The organism is Methanocella arvoryzae MRE50 (genome assembly GCF_000063445.1).
Taxonomy (GTDB): Archaea; Halobacteriota; Methanocellia; order Methanocellales; family Methanocellaceae; genus Methanocella_A; species Methanocella_A arvoryzae.
In genome coordinates, this window is the sequence record NC_009464.1 from 354,581 (window position 1) to 372,801 (window position 18,221).

General features: G+C 53.7%; 20 protein-coding genes and 1 tRNA gene. 11 read left to right on the forward strand and 10 right to left on the reverse strand.

Translation table 11 applies throughout. From position 1 onward, the window contains the following. Positions 1-1,103: 1,103 nt before the first annotated feature. The 3 genes from RCI_RS01715 to RCI_RS01725 all read right to left on the reverse strand — a co-directional run bounded on the left by RCI_RS01715 (position 1,104) and on the right by RCI_RS01725 (position 3,032). Positions 1,104-1,967: a metallophosphoesterase gene (locus RCI_RS01715; protein ID WP_012034659.1), complete on the reverse strand. Its 864-nt coding sequence runs from the start codon at positions 1,965-1,967 to the stop codon at positions 1,104-1,106. A 231-nt stretch (positions 1,968-2,198) separates the two neighbouring features. Then, complete coding sequence (locus RCI_RS01720; RefSeq protein WP_012034660.1) at positions 2,199-2,780, reverse strand: HdeD family acid-resistance protein; 582 nt, start codon at positions 2,778-2,780, stop codon at positions 2,199-2,201. Between the two features lie 167 nt (positions 2,781-2,947). After that, a tRNA-Leu gene (locus tag RCI_RS01725) sits at positions 2,948-3,032 on the reverse strand. A 185-nt stretch (positions 3,033-3,217) separates the two neighbouring features. On the opposite strand from RCI_RS01725, the gene RCI_RS01730 reads away from it, so the two are divergent. After that, complete coding sequence (locus RCI_RS01730) at positions 3,218-4,480, forward strand: methanogenesis marker 16 metalloprotein (protein WP_012034661.1); 1,263 nt, start codon at positions 3,218-3,220, stop codon at positions 4,478-4,480. A gap of 266 nt (positions 4,481-4,746) precedes the next feature. On the opposite strand, the gene RCI_RS01735 is transcribed toward RCI_RS01730, so the two are convergent. Beyond that, positions 4,747-4,974: a hypothetical protein gene (locus RCI_RS01735; RefSeq protein ID WP_048197838.1), complete on the reverse strand. Its 228-nt coding sequence runs from the start codon at positions 4,972-4,974 to the stop codon at positions 4,747-4,749. 361 nt (positions 4,975-5,335) lie between these two features. Then, complete coding sequence (locus RCI_RS01740; protein WP_012034662.1) at positions 5,336-6,382, reverse strand: EFR1 family ferrodoxin; 1,047 nt, start codon at positions 6,380-6,382, stop codon at positions 5,336-5,338. A gap of 324 nt (positions 6,383-6,706) precedes the next feature. On the opposite strand from RCI_RS01740, the gene nikR reads away from it, so the two are divergent. The 6 genes from nikR to RCI_RS01775 all read left to right on the forward strand — a co-directional run bounded on the left by nikR (position 6,707) and on the right by RCI_RS01775 (position 10,897). Beyond that, the gene (gene nikR, locus RCI_RS01750) at positions 6,707-7,129 is read left to right on the forward strand and encodes a nickel-responsive transcriptional regulator NikR (RefSeq protein ID WP_012034663.1); all 423 of its coding nucleotides are present in this window, start codon (positions 6,707-6,709) and stop codon (positions 7,127-7,129) included. A gap of 9 nt (positions 7,130-7,138) precedes the next feature. Next, a complete protein-coding gene (cbiQ, locus tag RCI_RS01755; RefSeq protein WP_012034664.1) occupies positions 7,139-8,077 on the forward strand; it encodes a cobalt ECF transporter T component CbiQ in 939 nt (312 codons plus the stop codon). A gap of 8 nt (positions 8,078-8,085) precedes the next feature. Next, positions 8,086-8,925: an energy-coupling factor ABC transporter ATP-binding protein gene (locus RCI_RS01760; protein WP_012034665.1), complete on the forward strand. Its 840-nt coding sequence runs from the start codon at positions 8,086-8,088 to the stop codon at positions 8,923-8,925. Between the two features lie 5 nt (positions 8,926-8,930). Beyond that, a complete protein-coding gene (locus RCI_RS01765) occupies positions 8,931-9,521 on the forward strand; it encodes an HD domain-containing protein (protein ID WP_012034666.1) in 591 nt (196 codons plus the stop codon). Positions 9,522-9,911: 390 nt separating this feature from the next. Continuing rightward, positions 9,912-10,565: a cobalt transporter CbiM gene (gene cbiM, locus RCI_RS01770; protein ID WP_231844906.1), complete on the forward strand. Its 654-nt coding sequence runs from the start codon at positions 9,912-9,914 to the stop codon at positions 10,563-10,565. Then, positions 10,562-10,897, forward strand: a complete 336-nt coding sequence (locus RCI_RS01775) for a PDGLE domain-containing protein (RefSeq protein WP_012034668.1) — start codon at positions 10,562-10,564, stop codon at positions 10,895-10,897. Before cbiM ends, RCI_RS01775 begins: the two co-directional genes overlap by 4 nt. Positions 10,898-10,969: 72 nt before the next feature. Here the strand turns inward: RCI_RS01775 and RCI_RS01780 are convergent, their stop codons facing one another. The 5 genes from RCI_RS01780 to RCI_RS01800 all read right to left on the reverse strand — a co-directional run bounded on the left by RCI_RS01780 (position 10,970) and on the right by RCI_RS01800 (position 15,087). After that, positions 10,970-11,467 carry a nitroreductase family protein gene (locus RCI_RS01780; RefSeq protein ID WP_012034669.1) on the reverse strand — a complete coding sequence of 166 codons (498 nt, stop codon included), beginning with the start codon at positions 11,465-11,467 and terminating at the stop codon, positions 10,970-10,972. Between the two features lie 36 nt (positions 11,468-11,503). Beyond that, complete coding sequence (locus RCI_RS01785) at positions 11,504-11,980, reverse strand: flavodoxin family protein (RefSeq protein ID WP_148266480.1); 477 nt, start codon at positions 11,978-11,980, stop codon at positions 11,504-11,506. Positions 11,981-12,172: 192 nt separating this feature from the next. After that, a complete protein-coding gene (gene thiL, locus RCI_RS01790; protein ID WP_012034671.1) occupies positions 12,173-13,141 on the reverse strand; it encodes a thiamine-phosphate kinase in 969 nt (322 codons plus the stop codon). A gap of 60 nt (positions 13,142-13,201) precedes the next feature. Continuing rightward, complete coding sequence (locus RCI_RS01795; RefSeq protein WP_012034672.1) at positions 13,202-14,149, reverse strand: GNAT family N-acetyltransferase; 948 nt, start codon at positions 14,147-14,149, stop codon at positions 13,202-13,204. 32 nt (positions 14,150-14,181) lie between these two features. Next, a complete protein-coding gene (locus tag RCI_RS01800) occupies positions 14,182-15,087 on the reverse strand; it encodes an ABC transporter ATP-binding protein (protein ID WP_012034673.1) in 906 nt (301 codons plus the stop codon). A 120-nt stretch (positions 15,088-15,207) separates the two neighbouring features. Between RCI_RS01800 and RCI_RS01805 the strand changes: the two genes are divergently transcribed. The 4 genes from RCI_RS01805 to nucS all read left to right on the forward strand — a co-directional run bounded on the left by RCI_RS01805 (position 15,208) and on the right by nucS (position 17,976). Then, a complete protein-coding gene (locus RCI_RS01805; protein ID WP_012034674.1) occupies positions 15,208-16,140 on the forward strand; it encodes a deoxyhypusine synthase in 933 nt (310 codons plus the stop codon). After that, on the forward strand, positions 16,137-16,457 hold the full coding sequence (locus RCI_RS01810) for a hypothetical protein (protein WP_012034675.1): 321 nt from the start codon (positions 16,137-16,139) through the stop codon (positions 16,455-16,457). The genes RCI_RS01805 and RCI_RS01810 overlap by 4 nt, the downstream gene beginning before the upstream one ends. Positions 16,458-16,489: 32 nt before the next feature. Then, positions 16,490-17,155 (forward strand): YkgJ family cysteine cluster protein, encoded by a 666-nt coding sequence (locus RCI_RS15625; protein WP_012034676.1) that lies wholly within the window; start codon positions 16,490-16,492, stop codon positions 17,153-17,155. Positions 17,156-17,223: 68 nt separating this feature from the next. Next, positions 17,224-17,976 (forward strand): endonuclease NucS, encoded by a 753-nt coding sequence (gene nucS, locus RCI_RS01820; protein WP_012034677.1) that lies wholly within the window; start codon positions 17,224-17,226, stop codon positions 17,974-17,976. Positions 17,977-18,221: the final 245 nt, after the last annotated feature.

The window sequence follows — 18,221 nt, forward strand, 5'->3', positions numbered from 1 at the left end:
CAGGCCCGCCAAGGTGCCAAGCTCGCCAAGAGATATTTTTCATGGAACTCCAAGAGGCCAAGTACTCATCTCATGAAAACTGGTTTTTCTAGTTAAGCCGATGAAAAACTCCTGGAGGTCGGGAGTTCCCGGGAGGCGGGGGAGGATTTTCAAGCTGGGAGGTTCGAGAGGGTGGAGAGGTCGAAGAGGAGGTCCGGGAGTGTGGAAAGGTCAGAGAGGATTTTTTAAGTTAAATCTCTCAGACCTCTGGGTACTCACATAACCTCCTCTCTGAACTCAATGACCTCCATGACCTCCCAGCTTGAACGTTTCCTCTCTAAACTCCGTGAACCTCTCCGACCTCCCCCTCCCCCGACCTCTCAATACCTCCCTGACCCAGATTTTTCATGAAACGCCAAGGATTTGGTGATCAGGATCAGAAGATATCGCCAAAAATCTTGGCGTGCTTGGCTCCTTGGCGTGCCTGGCGGTATTTTCGACCCATATGGGGACAACTTTCAATTTTTCATACCCCTACTTGAAAATACCCTTTTCATCCATGAGTCCTTACTGAAACGTTTCGTACGAGTGCCCGTACCGTTTACACGAAGTACCCGAAGTACACGAAGTACTCAAAGTACGGTAAAAATGGCATGCTGTAAGATGATCTTATCGTAAAACTTCGTGTATAGTCATTTCTGAAACTTTTTGGACGTCTGTCCGATCAGATCGTGGGGCGTATAGCCCTTGCTTATTCACGTGTGAACGATGACGAACGCTGCGCTGTGCTTGGACACAGATTGGACAGATGATACAGATTGGACAGATACGATAAGGAAAAATTGGTTAGACGATATCCTATTTCAGGTAGTATCTGTATAATCTGTCAAATCTGTACAATCTGTGTCCCGGCACAGCGCAGCGATCGTTCACGCATCGCCTCGAGAACGCCTGCGAATGCAGGCGTTCAAAAGGCGAACATCCAGGCACAGGAATGTCCAAAAAGTTTCAAGAAAAACTATACTTCGTGTACCTTGTGTACTTCGAGTAAACGGTACCTGACTGTCATAAAAGATTTAAGAATAACTCTACTCAAACATGATAAAAAAGGATCAGACAGCAGTTTAGCTATGAGCCAGCCGCTGCCGATCGAAACTCATCATGTAAACAGTACGGCGGCCTGCCTTTTCCACTAAAACCCCAAAGTAGGACCGGTCCGTCCAGCCCCTGGGAAGATAGCCTTCAGGGCCGCCGATGCCGAGACGGACGAGGTAATTAGCGTCTTCCTCGACCTCGAGCTGCTTTTCCCGGATCCGCCTGCCTTGCAGTTCAATAAACTGATCAGGGAGCTTATCCAGAATGTTTTCTACGACGCCGTTCCGCTGCCGGTATACGACTTCCCGGTGGTCGTGGCCGCAGACGATGACGAACCCGTCTCTCTTAAACACTTCTTTGACAGCTGCGAATGCCTCATCAGGCAGATAGTGATAGCCATCGTGGGCCATATAACTGCTGCCGGTCTCAGAGATGCGCTGCCAGGACTGGGCATAGTGCCAGGTCGTCTCAAAATCAGCATCTCCCGGGATCAGCGAAGCCGGGTCAAGAGGCCCTCCGTGCGCCGCAAAGAGCAGCCTGGGCTGGTCTACGTAAGTCCGGGGCATGCCATCGAAAAAGGCCTCGTAGGCCCCAGAAGCCTTGTAATCCTGATGGGCGGCCAGGCTGAGGGCATCGGGCGTGCTGATCTTTCGACCAAGAAGAAACGCCTCCTCGTGGTTACCGATAATCGACACGACGTTATCGAGTCCCTGCAGCCGTTCCACAACCTCCCGGGGATGGTGCCCCCGCTCCAGGAGGTCTCCCATGTTGAGGATCTTTTCCACCGGACCGTAGCGCTCTGAAAAGGCATCGCTGCCGGCGATCTCGAGGATGTCGTTCAAGGCCAGTATGTCCGCGTGTAGGTCTGATAATAGAAGGATTGATCCTGCCATCGTAGCCCTAATGGAAGGTCATAGATTAAAGCTATTCTGTCTATATACAATATGCTGGGCTTGCGTTTCCTGTCCTTGTCTCAGATAACCCGGTGCGCCCCGGGGTCGTACGCTCTTGACTTTCCGGACTTCGTCGAACATGTTAAAGTAGAAGTGTGACGCGTTGTTCGCCATTGGCCGGCAAATTCGACAACGGGAAGATATTGTTGAGAAAAAAGATATGGCTGGCTGTTAAGCCGGTGCAGGTTTTCTACTGCTTGCCAGCGCCAGTTTAACCGCCAGTAACGCCAGGATAATGCCGAGAGCAATATTCAGGATGCCGATCACCTGTGCCAGGGCTATGAGTCCCGTAAACGGACGAAAAATTAATATCGCTCCCGCGATCACCGATAGTACTCCGACAGCGACGAGTAGTAGTTCGCCCTTGATCGCCTTGCGAAGGTCGACAGCGAGAAGTACTTCCAGGATGCCGGCCATGATCCAGTAAGCCCCCAGCATTATCCCTAAAAACATGACTGTCTTTCCAGGTATGAGGACAATAATGGCTGCCACTGCTATAGATATCAGGCCGTGGAGGAGTCGCCAGAACCACCGGCCGTCCTTTACGCTCACCATCTGGAGCAGGACCAGCACACCGTCGAAGAACAGGAAAGCGGCAAGCAGGTAAACGAAGGTCAACAACGACAGGCCGGGCCAGAACAGTAGTGCAAACCCGAACAGGATAGCGATTAACGCTCGAAGCCCGACATCCCACCAGGATACATTCCATGAGGCAAACCCCATATCTTCGTATGTAAGACCAGTATTAGGCATCAATACACCACTAAGTAAAACGAAAGCCAGTTTTATTAAAATATTTAACATAACTCACGGAGGACATAATACTGTGAGAAAATGGATCTGTCCCTATTTTCGTTGAATAAGGATACTGGCAATTCCCGTAATCGTCATTCCGAAAGAAGGTTAAAAGCTAAAGCTAGTGCGGGGGACGAGATTTGAACTCGCGAATCCCTTCGGAACAGGACCCTCAATCCTGCGCCTTTGACCTGTCTGGGCTACCCCCGCATCTCGAAAAGATGGTTACTATACTATTCAGGCGCTGACATCCACGATCAGATTACAGTAACGTGAAAGCCTTGAGTGCGAATCATTAAAGGCATTTTTGCGATATAAAACTTTCCCTCACAGCACACGATTGCACCTAAACAGTTCGAATCTTTTATCTACCATCGGACAAGAAATAATCAATAATGGTGACTACTAAAACCATCCCGGAGATCAACGAGCGCATAGAAAAGGGCACTGTAACGGTCATGACCGCTACCGAAATCCTCGCTATCGCCGAAAAGGGCGAGCGGATCCCCGACGTTGACGTGGTCACCTGCGGCACCAAGGGCATCATGAGCGGCACCATGGCCAGCCTCTCGTTCAAGGTCGCCGAGAAGAACGCCTTCATCCGGGCAAAGGGCCTGTGGCTCAACGGAGTTCCTGCATACCCCGGGCCTTGCCCGAACGAGCGCCTGGGCATCGTAGACGCCATCGTGTACGGCACCGCCCACAGCACTTACGACCACCACTATGGCGGCGGCCATCTGTTCAGGGATCTGGTAGAGGGCAACGAGATCGAAGTAGAGGTTGACACCGGTTTGGCTGAAAGACTAACTACTACCGTCACCCTGAGCGACATGGGCCACGCCCGGATGATCGCCACCCGGCACGCTTTCAAGAACTACCTCGCATACGTCAACCCGGTGGCCGAAACCCTGGAAAAGTCCATCTTCTCGGTCGGCGCTTTCTACGGCCCCTACAAAGAGCTAAAGTTCTGCGGCTGCGGCGAGCTAAACCCCATCGAGAAAGACCCCGACTTAGAAGTCCTCGGGGCAGGCACCAGAGCCCTCATCAACGGCGCCCCCGGCATGATCACCGGCGCCGGCACCAGGAGCACCAGAGAGAAGCCCAACTTCTCCGCCGTCGCCGACCTGAAGCAGATGAAGAGCGAATACCTGGGCGGCTTCGTGACATCAGAAGGGCCGGAAGTCATTGCATCATGGGCCGTACCTGTGCCGGTGCTGAACGACCGGGTGCTGAAGAACATCCTGAAAACAGACAAGGAAATTCCGCTGCCAGTCGTCGACGTCCGGGGACGGATCGAGCTGGGCAGGATCACCTATGCAGACGTGTGGAAGAATTGCGATTTCGCCGTTCGTTTCAACCCCGATTTGTGCGACTCCTGTGAGCCCTGCAAGGGGGAGTTGATCTGCCCGACGGCTGCTTTGAGTAAAGAGTCGAAGCGCATAGACAGGTCCAGGTGCTTCAACTGCGGCACATGCGTAGGCCTGTGCCCGGCAGTATCGGCCAACATGGGCAGCGTAGAGTTCAACGGCATGACCATACCCATCACCGAAAGGCATTCCGACAGGCTGGGAGCCATGAAGATCTCCAACGAGTTGAAGAAGCAGATCGCCTCCGGGGAGTTCAAGCTGTCGGAGATCGTGCAAAGAATAACATTTTAACGTACACCTCGAAAAGCCCGGAGGTTGAGAAGTTCCCGTGAGGCCGGGGAGGATTTTCAAGCTGGGAGGTCCGGGAGGGTAGAGAGGTCTGGGAGGAGGTCCGGGAGTGTGGAAAGGTTGGAGAGGTTTTTCTAAAGTTATTTAATGTAAAATCACAGTGGGCCAGTATATTCACACCCACCCACTGTGATGCTTGATTAAAATCGCTTTGTCAGGCCTGAGTCGATCCTCTATACTAACGACTGGAAACACCCAGGCCAACGGCCCTAAAAGCGCAGGCCGTAATATTGGTTGTGCATGTAGCAATACGTATCGTAGATCGTGCTCTGCGCTTCGGCGCCAGGTACGAGGAGGCCCTGGAGGCTCGCGCTTAGGCTCATGCGGGCAGCCTCAATCTGCTCTGCTGTGAAGAGACCGTTCATGGCCAGTGTGATGCTCAACATGACTAGAATCGTGGCAACGACATAAAACATGCTGGTTTTTCCGTTATCCATTTATCAAATACCCCGTTTAATTTGCGTTTAAAATGGGTTTTCGGGGATAGTATAAAACTTTTGTCGAAAACAGGATAAAATTTGTCGTTTTCAGGCGGAAAAACGGACGAAGGCCCCGGCCTCAGGCCGGGGGCTGTGTTCGTTACAGGCGTTGCCTGACGCCTGTATAATATGCTGGTTGTAGACGGTGTATACCCCCATCGCCCACGAAGCCAAATATATCTACAATATACTTAAATATTCGCTATTTAAAGAGAATTTGCGAATTAGAAATTAGAGGTTGCGAGTAAGCATATTTTAAGTCGTGGACGAGCTCTGAATAAATAATTTGCATAATAGTTTTTACCATCAGATAGCAACCCTATCGGCCGCCTTTGATGATGCGGTTCCAGAATCCCCGGTCGATGTACTGCCGGTACCACCAGTTGAAGTTGACTGCCATCAGGCTGCGCACGATGGGTATGCGCTCCAGCAGGAAAATTCCCTTGTCTGCCACGTACAGGAGCGCGAGGTAGGATAGTAAAGCGGCCAGCCAGCTGAGAATCGTGCCGGCAGTCCCGGCGGGGAATACGATGCCGGCCTGGCTGATGGCTGCAAAGATCCACTCTGCCGGAAACAGGAGTATTCCGACCAGCAGTACTATCCGGGGTATGGACGTGTTGATCGCCTTCCGGGGGCAAATATTGATGCACCTCATGCATCCCTGGCATCTCCAGTCCCACCCCGGCCGGCCTGCAGTGAGCCTTACTACCCCGGCCGGACAGGTCTTGACACAGGTTCCGCAGCCGTTGCAGTTTCCGTCTGCCACGTAGAGCTTGGCTAATATGTGCCGGCCTACGAGGCCATAGGCGAGGCCGAAAGGCACACACAGGAAAGCCAGCAGCAGGTTGTGCCTGACGCTCCTCTCGCCACGGACAAGCTTTTCAGCTAGCCAGTCGACCCGGCGATCTCCGAGTTCCCGGATCTCCGATTGCCGCCCCTCGCCAGGTACGGGAAGAACAATCCTTAAGGCAACGGTGTATGGGGCGGCATCTGCCAGTACAACGTCATAGCCTTTCAGCCGCAGAATCAGCCATGCGTGATCGAATGACCAGCCGGGATCGCCCTGTATTCCGGGCACCCGGGAAGTAGGGTGAAAGGATCCGTTGATGGCAATAACTGCTGCCTTCGCATTTTTGCCCGGCGGCAGCTTCCACAGGTAGCGAGCCATGAGGTCTGGAATATCGCAGGCATATACAGGAAAGGTGAAGAGGTGCAGATCATAGCTCCCGGCCGGTGGCCTGGTTCCCCGGATTACCTGCTGCCACTCGACAGAATAGCCTGCTTCCTTCAGCCGGCGCTCCACCACCGTTGCCGCGTGGTAAGAATTTCCAGTGCCGGAAAAGTAATGGATCAGAGCGGATGGCATCTCTCAAGCCCTCAATATATAATTGATGTATCATTTTGATATATAGGTTACATAAGAGAACCTCGCAGTAGAAAAAGTAAGGGTATTCAGTTCGTGTGCACTGTCGATGCGGGCCTTGAGCTTATCCGATGCCATGATACTGGCAATGAGCATGCCGTCCAGAGGAAGATTTACGGGTTCACGGTAAGTATTATCTGGCATCACAGTATATGCAATTGACATATTATCTCTGGCCATCAAAACCTTTTTAACATCAAAAGTAATAATAATGTTCTAAAAAATGTTACTATTTACGCCAGAATCAGGCCAGGATGTGGATACAAGATGGATCAGGAACTAATGCGTATTGGGGTTTCTCTGCCCGACAATCTACTGGACCGCTTTGACAACATCATCGAGAAGCGGGGCTATTCATCCAGGTCAGAAGGTATCCGCGACGCCATCCGGAACTACATCATGCACTACGAGTGGATGAACGAAGTTGAAGGCGAGCGGATCGGCGTCATCACGCTGATCTACGACCACGACCAGCGAGGCCTGGTGAACAACCTGACCGACATCCAGCACGAGTACATGGGCATGATCAAATCTTCCGTCCACGTCCACCTCGACCACGACAACTGCCTGGAACTAATCATGCTACAGGGAGAGGGGAAGCAGGTCAAGGAAGTGGCCGAGAAGATGATGGCCCTCAAAGGCGTCAAGCACGTCAAGCTGACCACGGTTTCTCCCAACACCGAGCTATAAGGCCTTAGCATGATCCCAGACTGGTTGAAAGAGACAGATCCCCGCCCGCCCGGGCGCTTTGACGTGAAGCGGGGCAGGAAAAGTTTCATCGGCAAGACGCTGGGAGACATGTTCTCTTTCTTCGGGGAAACGCTGACATCGGAAAACTACTCCAGGAGAAACGGCCTGCTCCAGAGCCTCGATCCCAGGGTTAAGCTGGCCTCGATCCTGGCGCTGGTCGTAGCGGTGACGATGATCAAGGATCTTTACCTCCTGATCTTCGTTTATGCGCTGACCCTGCTGTTCGCCGGGCTGAGCAAGATCAGCATCGGCTTCTTCGTCAAGAGAGTCTGGCTGTTCATACCCATCTTCACTGGCATCATCGTCCTTCCCGTAATCTTCAACGTGGTCACTCCGGGAAATTTGCTGGTACCGCTGGTGACGTTTGGCCCGAATGCCAGCATCGGCGGCATACTTTTGCCCGAGACGTTCGGCATTACCACCCAGGGGTTGCTGACAGCCGTGACGTTCACCATCAGAGTGGCGACCTGCGTCTCGGCTATCGTCCTGCTGTTCCTGAGCACACCGCAGGAAGCGCTGTTCAAGGCGTTCAGGGCGCTGGGAGTGCCTAAAGTGTACGTGCTCACGCTGGACATGTGCTACCGGTACATTTTCATGTTCATCGACATAATCCGGGACATGTTCATCGCGAAGAAGAGCCGGACCATTCGTAGCGAAGGCACCTTCGCAGAGCAGAAATGGGTCACCGGGCGCATTGGCTACACTTTGATTAAGACGCTGGACATGAGCGATAAGGTGCACAAAGCTATGGTGTCCAGGGGCTTTAACGGGGACATCAAGATTATGCAGAAATACACGATGAAAATGCGGGACTACATTGCCCTGGTCACCGTTTTCGGCTTCAGCATCTTCCTGATCATGCTATCATACAACATTATTAAGGTATAGGAATTATCATGGAACCGATCTTCGACTTGCGAAACGTTTCGTTTGCCTACGCGGACAAGTATCACGCCTTAAAGGACGTCAGCCTGAAAATCAACGCCGGCGAGCAGGTAGCGATCATGGGAGCGAACGGGTGCGGCAAGTCTACCCTGCTGTCGATTCTCAACTGCCTCATGTTCCCGACTTCGGGAGAGTTTTACGCGTTCGGCAACCCCGTGACCGAGGAAGCTTTCGACAGCCTCGAGGGGAACGAGTTCAGCACATTCTTCAGAAAGAAGGTGGGCTTCGTCTTCCAGAACTCCGACGTCCAGATGTTCTGCTCCACTGTTTTCGACGAGATCGCCTTCGGCCCGCTGCAACTGGATATGAAGCCCGAGGATGTCCGGAAAAGAGTGGACGAAGTGATTGCGATGATCGGCATAGAGAAGCTCCGGGATAGGGCGCCGCACACACTCAGCGGCGGCGAGAAAAAGAAGGTCTGCATCGCTTCTGTACTCGCGACAAACCCCGACGTGCTGCTGCTGGACGAGCCTACGGCCGGCCTCGACCCCAGGACCCAGCTCTGGCTAATAGAGCTGCTCCACGAGCTCGGGCACGCAGGTAAGACCATTGTGACGGCCACCCATGACCTCGATGCGATAGAACACATCAGCAGCAGGGCCATCGTGATGAGCGAAGACCACACGATCAGGGCAGACACCCACAGCGCTTCCGTAGTCAACAACATGGAACTGCTTTTGTCGACCAACCTCATCCACCGGCACATGCACCGGCATGGCAACATCACCCACCAGCACATTCATACCCACGACCACGATCACGTCCACGAGCACAACCATAACGAGGGGTGATCGCTATGACCAGCGACCGTCTCAGGAAGCAGATCGACTTCATCGTCGAGATCGACCGGCTCAAACAAGTGATCAGGCAAACCTACCTGATGGACAGCTCGAGACAAGAAAACAGCGCAGAGCACTCGTGGCATTTTGCTGTCATGGCTATGCTTCTGGCGGAACATACGGACGAGCCTGTCGACGTGTTCAAGGCAGTAAAGATGGCGCTGATCCACGACGTGGTGGAAGTGGACGTCGGTGACATCTTCGTCTACGATCAGGAAAGGATGGCTGAAAAGGAAGCCAGGGAAAAAGAGGCTGCAAAAAGACTTTTCGGACTGCTGCCCCCCGACCAGGCCGAAGAATATCGGGCGCTGTGGGAAGAGTTCGAGGCCAGAGAGACCCCGGAAGCCAGATATGCCGCTGCCATCGACAGGCTACAGCCAGTACTCCATAATTACTATACGCACGGCAAAGCCTGGAATGCCCACGGCGTCAAAGCTGAAAGCGTGCTGAAGGTCAACAGACGCATAGGCAACAGTTCTACAGAGCTCTGGGGCTTCGCTAAGGAGATTATTGAGGAATCGATTCGTAAAGGCTACCTGAAACAATAGATCGGAGTGCTGTGGCCAGTAGTATGAATATTATATCTATCCTGTAAGATTGGGTAATACTTTTACATGTAAAAGTATTACAAATGTGCTACTTTTTCTTTTCAATTGTAATATTTCAATAATGGCCCATATGCACAGCATTACTGGCTACATAGAAGTTAACTATTCAAGTTGGAACTGGATGAATCGACTTACGTCATAGGTATTCCCTAACAGTTGTACTGGCAATTGAGTTAATTCCAGTTCACAATTATAAAAATAATTTCTCGAATTTAGTGTTACTAAACGATAATTTTTTATAACAATAAGTGCTATTTCTTGCTTGGTGATACATTGCATATACCTGATGGGTTTCTCGGGCCTGAGACATACATATTCTTCTTTATCGTGATGATACCGATCTGGCTGTACGCCAGCTACAGGCTCAATAAAGAGCTGCGGTCCAGGCAGGTTCCCCTGCTGGCGCTGTCAGCCGCCTTCACATTCGTGCTGATGATGATCAACATCCCGGCCCCCGGCGGTGGCACAGGCCACGCAGTCGGAGCAGCTATCATAGGGATCGTCTTAGGCCCATGGGCAGCAGTCGTGTCGATTACCGTTGCCCTGGTCATCCAGGCCCTGCTGTTTGGAGACGGCGGCATCACTGCCATCGGCGCCAACTGCTTTAATATGGCCTTCGTAATGCCTTTCAGCGCCTATATCATATATCGCCTAATCAGCGCAGGGTCGAAGATCACGTCGGGCCGCAGGCTGGCTGCGGCAGCTATAGCGGGCTATTTCGCCCTCATCATCGCAGCCATGACTACCGCCATAATGTTCGGCATCCAGCCCATCCTGCATCCCGCGATCGATGGCCAGCTCCAGTACATGCCATACGGGCTGAACGTGACCATACCCGTCATGCTCTTCGAGCACCTGTTCCTCAGCCTGCTGGAAGCCCTGGTCACAGGCTTAATCTTCGCCTACCTGCAGAAGACTGATCCGAAGCTGCTGGAAGGGAGAAAGAAAAAGAAAGCCCGGAAGGCTCCCGCGGGGGTGGAATGATGGACAGGAACACCAGAAACCTGATCATCGGGCTGCTCCTGCTCGTCATCCTGACGCCACTCGGCCTCCTCGCAGCGGGAGAGACGTTCGGCGAATGGGGCACCGAGGAGCTGGAGGAGAAGATCGGCTACGTCCCGCCCGGCATGGAAAGCCTGGCCAACATATGGAGCGCGCCCCTCTCCGACTACGGCTTCCCGGGCAACGACACCCCGATCGGCGTGGTCTCCGGCTACGTGTTCTCGGCCATCGTCGGCGTCATAGTATGCGGCGGCATCCTGTACCTCGCCGGCAAATACATAGCAAAGAAGAACGACGCCGAGGACGACGAGTAGAGATTATCTATCGTGGCGCAAACACTCTGTAAACAGGCAGCACGACGAATGGCGCGTGCTGCCAGTTTATTTTCACTTATACTGATTCCTGAAGCTGACCTCAGCCAGCGACTTTTTAGCTTTCTCAGGCGCCTCGTCCGGATACCCCGCCGCGATGAGCGAAACCAGCGTATACTTATCCGGCACTTCGAGCAGCGTCCTCACTGCTTCGACATACTCCTTCTTATCCCCGGCAACCCAGCAGGTCCCGATACCGCTGGCAGCGGCTGCGGTAATGATATTCATAGTTGCAGCGCAGCCATCCTCGAGGTAGTACTTCTGGCCCTTCTCGCAGAAAACGGCAAAACACGCTGCACTGTCTTTGATAAACCTGCCATGGTCGGCCATGTTGGCCAGCCGCTCCAGCTGCACTTTATCAGTGACGCAGCCGATGAGCCACGGCTGGATGTTGATCGCCGTCGGGGCAAGGCGTGCGCAGTCGAGGATTTCGGTAAGAACGTCGTCGGGGATGGGCTGATTTTTAAACCGCCTGATACTCCTCCGCTTTTTGATAACATCGATCAGATCCATGGTAGGAAGTTATGCTACCCGGATATTTAGCGTTTATCAAACAACTTTCTTGATCGTGGCAGCAAAGCGATCGATGACTGCATCATACCTCCCGGCTTCTACGTCCTTCTCGAAGGTGAAGGCGGACGAGACGTACTTCATGCCCTTTTTCTCCAGCGCTTTCCGGATCCGGGACAGCGTCCGCTCCCCGCCGCCCACTTTAGTCTCGATCACGGCAGAGAATGGCTTGCCCCTGCAATTCGTCACCATGGAGAGGTACTTTTCCACGTAGGGGGAGGGCCCGTCAGCCCAGACAGGAGTGGCGACAATGAGGAAGTCGACGTCAGAGAGGTCGGTTTTACACTCTTTGATATCTGCCTGGACGGTCAATAGCGAGGAGAGCGCCTTGCCAGGCTTCTGAGGTTCATGTGCCGGTTCGATGCGCTCCAGTCGTGCGCCAGTTTTGGAGGCCAGATCCTTAACGACCTTTTCAGTGTGGCCGGAGTGAGAGTAGTAGGCGATCATCGTGTTCATGGTGATCACAAAATATGCTATACTCAGGGAGGCGAAAAGGTATGGAAAATTTTCACGGGAATAATAGGAGATCAGCTGTAGCTTTACAGAGTCACAGGAAAATGAGAACGTTTTAGCACTTAGTTATTGTATCGATGTGCCCTGATCTACTGGCCCTTTACCTGCCTCCACTCGGAACCTGTAGCACCCCTCTTAATGCACCGTGTCACCCTTCTTCTTGAGGTGCTCGTAGCCTTTGCAGGAAATTTCCGTCCGGGCACCCCGGTCATCCAGTACCAGCCCTGACTCCGTCACTTTACCGATGACGGTGAAGTCGACACCTTTGATGTTGCCGACCTCGTCAGGATTGACCGTGAACAGCAGCTCAAACTCGCCGCCGAAGCAGATGGCCATGTCCAGCAGTTCCGTCCGGCTCCTGGCTACCTTGCGCGCTTCTTCCCGGACAGGCAGCGCATCCGCATACACGATGAATCCGACCTTGCTTGCGACAGACAGTTCGTATACTGATTTCCCAAGGCCGTCGCTCACGTCCATCATCGCCGTCACGCCGGGGTATTGCGCAAGAATCATCCCTTCCCCCAGCCTTGGCTCCGGCCTGAAGAAGCTCCTGAACAATATTTGCCGGTCTTCGGGAGATGCTTCCCTCTCGCCGGTGAGCACTTTGAAGCCGGCAGCCGTAGTGCCCAGGTAACCAGTTACGCAGAGGAGGTCTCCGACCTTCGCCCCCGACCGGAGCTTTACCTGGTCTTTGTTGACCCGTCCGAAAGCGGTCGTGACGATGGTCAATTCCTGGTGCTGGTCCGTGTCACCGCCGATGATGTCAGTACCATAGCACTTAGCACAGTTCCGCATGCCGGTGGCGATCCCGTCGATGAACTCGATGTCGGTATCCCCCGGGATGCCTATCGCAGCCACGACACCGACGGGCCTGGCGCCCATTCCGGCAACGTCGCTCAGGCTCACCGCCACGCTCATCCACCCGATGTCCTCCCCCGTCATCTCCCGGGGAAAGTCGGTCACCCGGTGCAGCATATCGGTAGTCACCACGAGGTAGTCGTTGCCATTATCGATCACCGCGCAGTCGTCGCCTAAATAGGGTGACTGAAGAATTTTCCCGATCCGCCGGATGAGGCCGATCTCGCCGATCTCGTTTGCTTTCATGGCACAGAGAATTACGTGATGAAGGTAGATTAGGATATCGAACCGGGAGCCCGTGGACTACTAAAGTGGATAGATCAGAGTTGCTCTAGTCCCGACGAGGGCGGCGTCGATTTCGCCGGACAGGCTTTCGTAATCATCTCTGGTCAGCAGCAGGTTTGCGTTCCGGATGCCGGCAGGCTCTAAGAGTTTCATGGCTGCGGCGGCGAGGTCTCTGGCGCTGGCGCCGGAGCTCCATGCGTAGACGGTGGCCTCTTCGATTGAGCCCGAGGTCCAGGTGATCATGGACGGATGCCCCGAGACGCTCAGGAAGGATGTTCGTTTATCGACGCTGGCGAATGCGGGAAGGGCGTAGCTGTCGCTCAGCTCGAACAGGTGATACGCGGAGCTCTGGAGCCGCCCGATGGTCAGGTCCATGCCCCATGTGAAAGACTGTTTGCTCAGCGGCGGCTGTAAGGCCGATGTCTCAACCATGTACCGGCGTACCGGGGCGTTTAGCTGGACCAGGCGATGGCCGTAGGAGAAGCCGCATTTCAGGTAAAACGCCTCGTTATGGGGCATGGCCGATACTGTTAGTGATTCACAGCCCCTCTCCCTGGCCACTTCCCGGGCGTGCCGGATCAGGCTGATGCCAGTACCTTTACCCGTGAAATCCTTGTGGACATACAGCAGGCCGATGTGACAGTTTCTCCCGTACGGCTCGCCTTCCCTGCCGATGAAGAGCTCCATCTCGGCCACGATGCGGCCGCCAAGCTCGGCGACGTATGGGAGATGGCGCATCAGCAGCAGGTTATTCAGGTGGATGGCACAAGTCTCAGGGCTCATCCACGGGCCGCCGAAGCCCCACCGGTCCTCGACCGAGAGATGATCGTACTCGACGTCGAACTGCTCGCTGTCCACGATGCGGTACCAGTTAAAAACGTGGGATTTATGTACCTCGCAGATAGCGGCGGCATCGTCCAGCCTGGCCAGGCGGAACGTCAGTTTGGGGCTGCTTTCTGCGACGTGCATGATATCTGGATGGCGCCAAAATTAAAAATAACTTATTGCTGCTCGAAGAATGACCGGTACAGGTCTTCGAGGCTGGTCATACTCTGCCGGGCTTCAAATATTTCAGTCATCGCCGAAGCCTGCCGGATGACCATGGGGATGTGGATGATGTCGTCGACCTCTACGGTCACGTAGTCGCTGCCGACATAGGTGCGGTTGATGAACAGCTGTTTGTTGATCGCCTGGACAAGCCGGGGCAGGTTCATCTGGCTGGTGCGAAGCGTGATGGCAGGTCTACCGATCTTCTCTCTGACAGAGGTCATGCTCTCGTTCATGAGAGTGGCGCCGTCCTTGATGATGGTCACCCCGTCGCAAACCTTGTCGAGCAGGTCCATGTTATTGGCTGTGATCAGGATCGTTTTGTCGCCCGCTTCGCGGAGGTCATTGATGAACTGCATGCAGAAAAGCGGGTCCAGTTCAGCCAGCGAGCCGTCCATGAGGATTACGCTTGCGTCGGTGATCAGGCCCATGCCAAGGGTGATCCGGCGCTTCATGCCCCGGGAGAGTTCTCCGATCCGGGTGTCCAGATCATCGGTGAGCCCCAGCATTTCGCTCAGCACGTCGACTCGATAAGCGATCTCTTCTTTGTGGATGCGGCTGGCCTTGCCGTGTTTCCACAGCATCTTGCGGGGCGTCTGGTTATCGGGGATGTTGCAGATGTCGGGGATCTGGCTGACCTGGCGCTGGATCTCCCGGACATTAGTTACAGGGATGTCGTTGATGGCAACAATACCTGAATCGGGTTTGATCTCCCCGGCTAGCAGCTTGATTACGGTACTTTTACCGCTGCCGTTAGGGCCCACCAGAGCGTGGACTGTATTCTTTTTAACGGAAAGCTCGAAGCCGTTTAAAGCCCTGAGTTTTCCGTAGCTTTTGACAACACCGTGAGCCTCAATCACTCAGACCACTACCACAACTAATTATAGTTAACTTTTAACTATTTATACTTTGAATCTCCCGGCCCTTATAGCCCTGAATAAGACAAAATTCATATTACCCTGTACCTATAAGACAGGAGGATGAGCGAGAACAGGATCAGACACGCTGACATTCACGGCACTATGACGGTGAATCAGCTTGTCAGGCAAATGGAAGGCTGCGCATTCGGCGCCGGCCGCATAGGGGCTGCCTGCGACATACTGGAAGAAATGCAGGCAGAGGATGTCACGAAGTTTCTCGGCCTGTCTGGAGCCATGGTTCCGGCTGGCATGCGCAAAATTATCTCGGACATGATCCGGGACGGCTATATCGATGTTTTAGTCACTACCGGGGCCAACATGGTCCACGATGTCATCGAGGGCATAGGCTGCTGCCACGAGAAAGGCAGCGCCACGGCAGACGACATGGAACTGAAGAAGCAGCACATCAACAGAATCTACGATGTATACCTAAACGAGGACTACTTCGGCGACCTCGAGGACAAAATGCAGCAGATATACGGCAGCCTCGACCCGGCGAAGACGTATTCTATCAGAGAGCTGATGTCCGAAATCGGGAAGAATATTGAAGACAAAGACTCGATACTCCGGGCTGCCTACGACTGCAACGTACCCGTCTACTGCCCGGCAATCCAGGACTCGGTGCTGGGATTGCAGGCCTGGCTGTTCAAACAGGCCAACAAGTTGAACGTAGACGTTTTTGCGGACATGCGAAATTTTATGGACACCTGCTATGAGGCAAAGCGTACCGGAGCAGTGCTGCTCGGCGGCGGAGTGCCCAAGAACTACATTCTCCAGAGCATGCTGGTGACACCCCGGGGCGGATTCGACTACGTGATCCAGATTACGATGGACCGCGCTGAGACGGGCGGCTTATCCGGAGCCACGCTGGACGAGGCGAGAAGCTGGGGCAAGGTAGGAGACAACGCAAAGGCCGTGCAGGTCATCTGCGACACTACGATAGCACTGCCTCTGATGCTCGCCGCAGTTAGCGAGAGAAAAGGAAGGAAATGATACTCATGCCAACCGAGGAATATCTTAAAGGCTACGTCGAAGGCTTCAAAGAAGCTCTGGCCACTGTGGGCCAGGACTTGCAGGACCACGAGTTCGAAGACTATACGGTCGAGAACTATGGCGAGCTTTACCAGAACATCGCTAAGCAGATGGGCAACTGTGTGGTCTGCAAGGACATAGGCACCGAAAAGGGCTGCCCCGCAGGGAAGACCATCTGGTGTCCCCGTATTATGGAAACGATGGCCGATGACATGGCGATGACGAGCAAGGAAAAGCTGCTGTCGCCGCCGGACAAGGACAACCAGCCGGAATCCTGAGCCATTAAGATAAAAGAGACGGAGGAGCTTCGATGATGGTGAACGGCCTGCCGGTCGTCAAAGGCAGTGATCTGGCATGCGCCGGCTGTGGCACGTGTTGTACAGTCTACGGACTGGTAGACCTTCACGTCACCGATATATTCAGGATATCGGAGTTCCTGGGCCTCACGCCGGAACAGTTTTTCGACCGGTACACCTATCTCGCAGAGGATAAGGACGGTAACTGGGCTTTCTCGCTGGACATCAACGGAGGCTGCCGGTTCCGCATCGACGACAGGTGCTCGATATACCCGGTCAGGCCGGATACTTGCGCTCTATACCCTTTCAACTACATCTGTGTGAACCTCTCCGGGACGACTAAAAAGGAGATCGCCCAGTACCCCCAGTGCTTTGTTCACAATCTCGAGGAAAATATGCTCGTCGTACCCGATATCGAGCGCACCATCGACAGCAGGATTATGTTCATGGTAAAAGAGACCTACATGGCAGGCTTCGACGGCACGTTCCGGGAAGAAGAGGCCAGGCCGTTCCATGAAAAAGGTCTGATGCTGGTGAAAAATCCCAGAATGCGGGACATGATGTACCGGAAGCTGCTGAAAGAGATGATGCTCAAGGTGCCGGTGAACGAGGATACGATGGAGCCGGCATTGTCGGAGCAGGACATCAAGGCAATATGCGATCATGTCCGTGGCATATAGCGTTTTATCGTAATCTTATATACGCCGCCCAAACCCTTTATTTACCATAACGGCCCTTTACTCCCCGGATGAAGTATCTGGTTTCCCCGTCGCCCCAGGAGGCGCTTGACGCGCTGCTGGAGGGCCGCAGCGACTCTAAGAAGAGCATGGCTACAATTATCGGCCGGTGCAAGGTAGAGTACTCGGGCCGGGCAAAATCTTTTCTGGATTATGGTGATCGGCTGGTCATTGTGAAGCCTGACGGGACGATTATGGTACACAGCGACACTAAACGGGAGCCTCTCAACTGGCAGCCCCCCGGCACGAAGATCGAGTATTCGCTCGACGACGGCCTTACAATCCTGGCCCGGCGGACCAGCCCGGTAGAGACTATGCACATCCATTTCAGGAAAGTCCACGCGCTGACAGTTTTCCAGCTCGAAGACGGAGCCGAGCTGAACCTGGTAGGGGAAGAGTCGGATCTCGTAGACAAGATAGAGAAGGACCCCTCGATTATCGAGCCGGGGCTCCGGGTACTGCGGAGAGAAAAGACGACAGACTCCGGCTACATCGACCTGTTCTGCGAAGACGCTAAGGGCAATACAGTAATCGTAGAGGTCAAGCGCACTTTGATTTCGCACAACGCCGTATACCAGCTTGAAGCCTACCTGATCGACTTCAGGAAGAAGAACAAGGAGGCGCCGGTCAGAGGCATCCTCTGCGCGCCCAGAATATCCGAGATGGCGAAGACTCTCGCGGATGAAAAAGGCCTGGAGTACAGGCAGATCGAATGGGACTTCGAGCTTAAGGATAAAAAACAGCGATCGCTGGATTGTTTTTAAAATGAGCAACATCGCCGGGATCGCCTTTTGAAAGGGCGCCGGCATAAAGGCTCTGGTCAATCGTGGCAGCCATGGCAGTCAGGTTCGCACTATGCCGAAAAGCCAGGCTGTATCCGTTCCCGGCGGTATCGATCTCCTGAATGGCCAGAGCCTGTTAGTAAGCCGACATAGGGCTTATTGTTAATATCGTTATCGTTTACGCATCCTGATATACCAATGTGGATACCATAGCGATAATTCAGCCT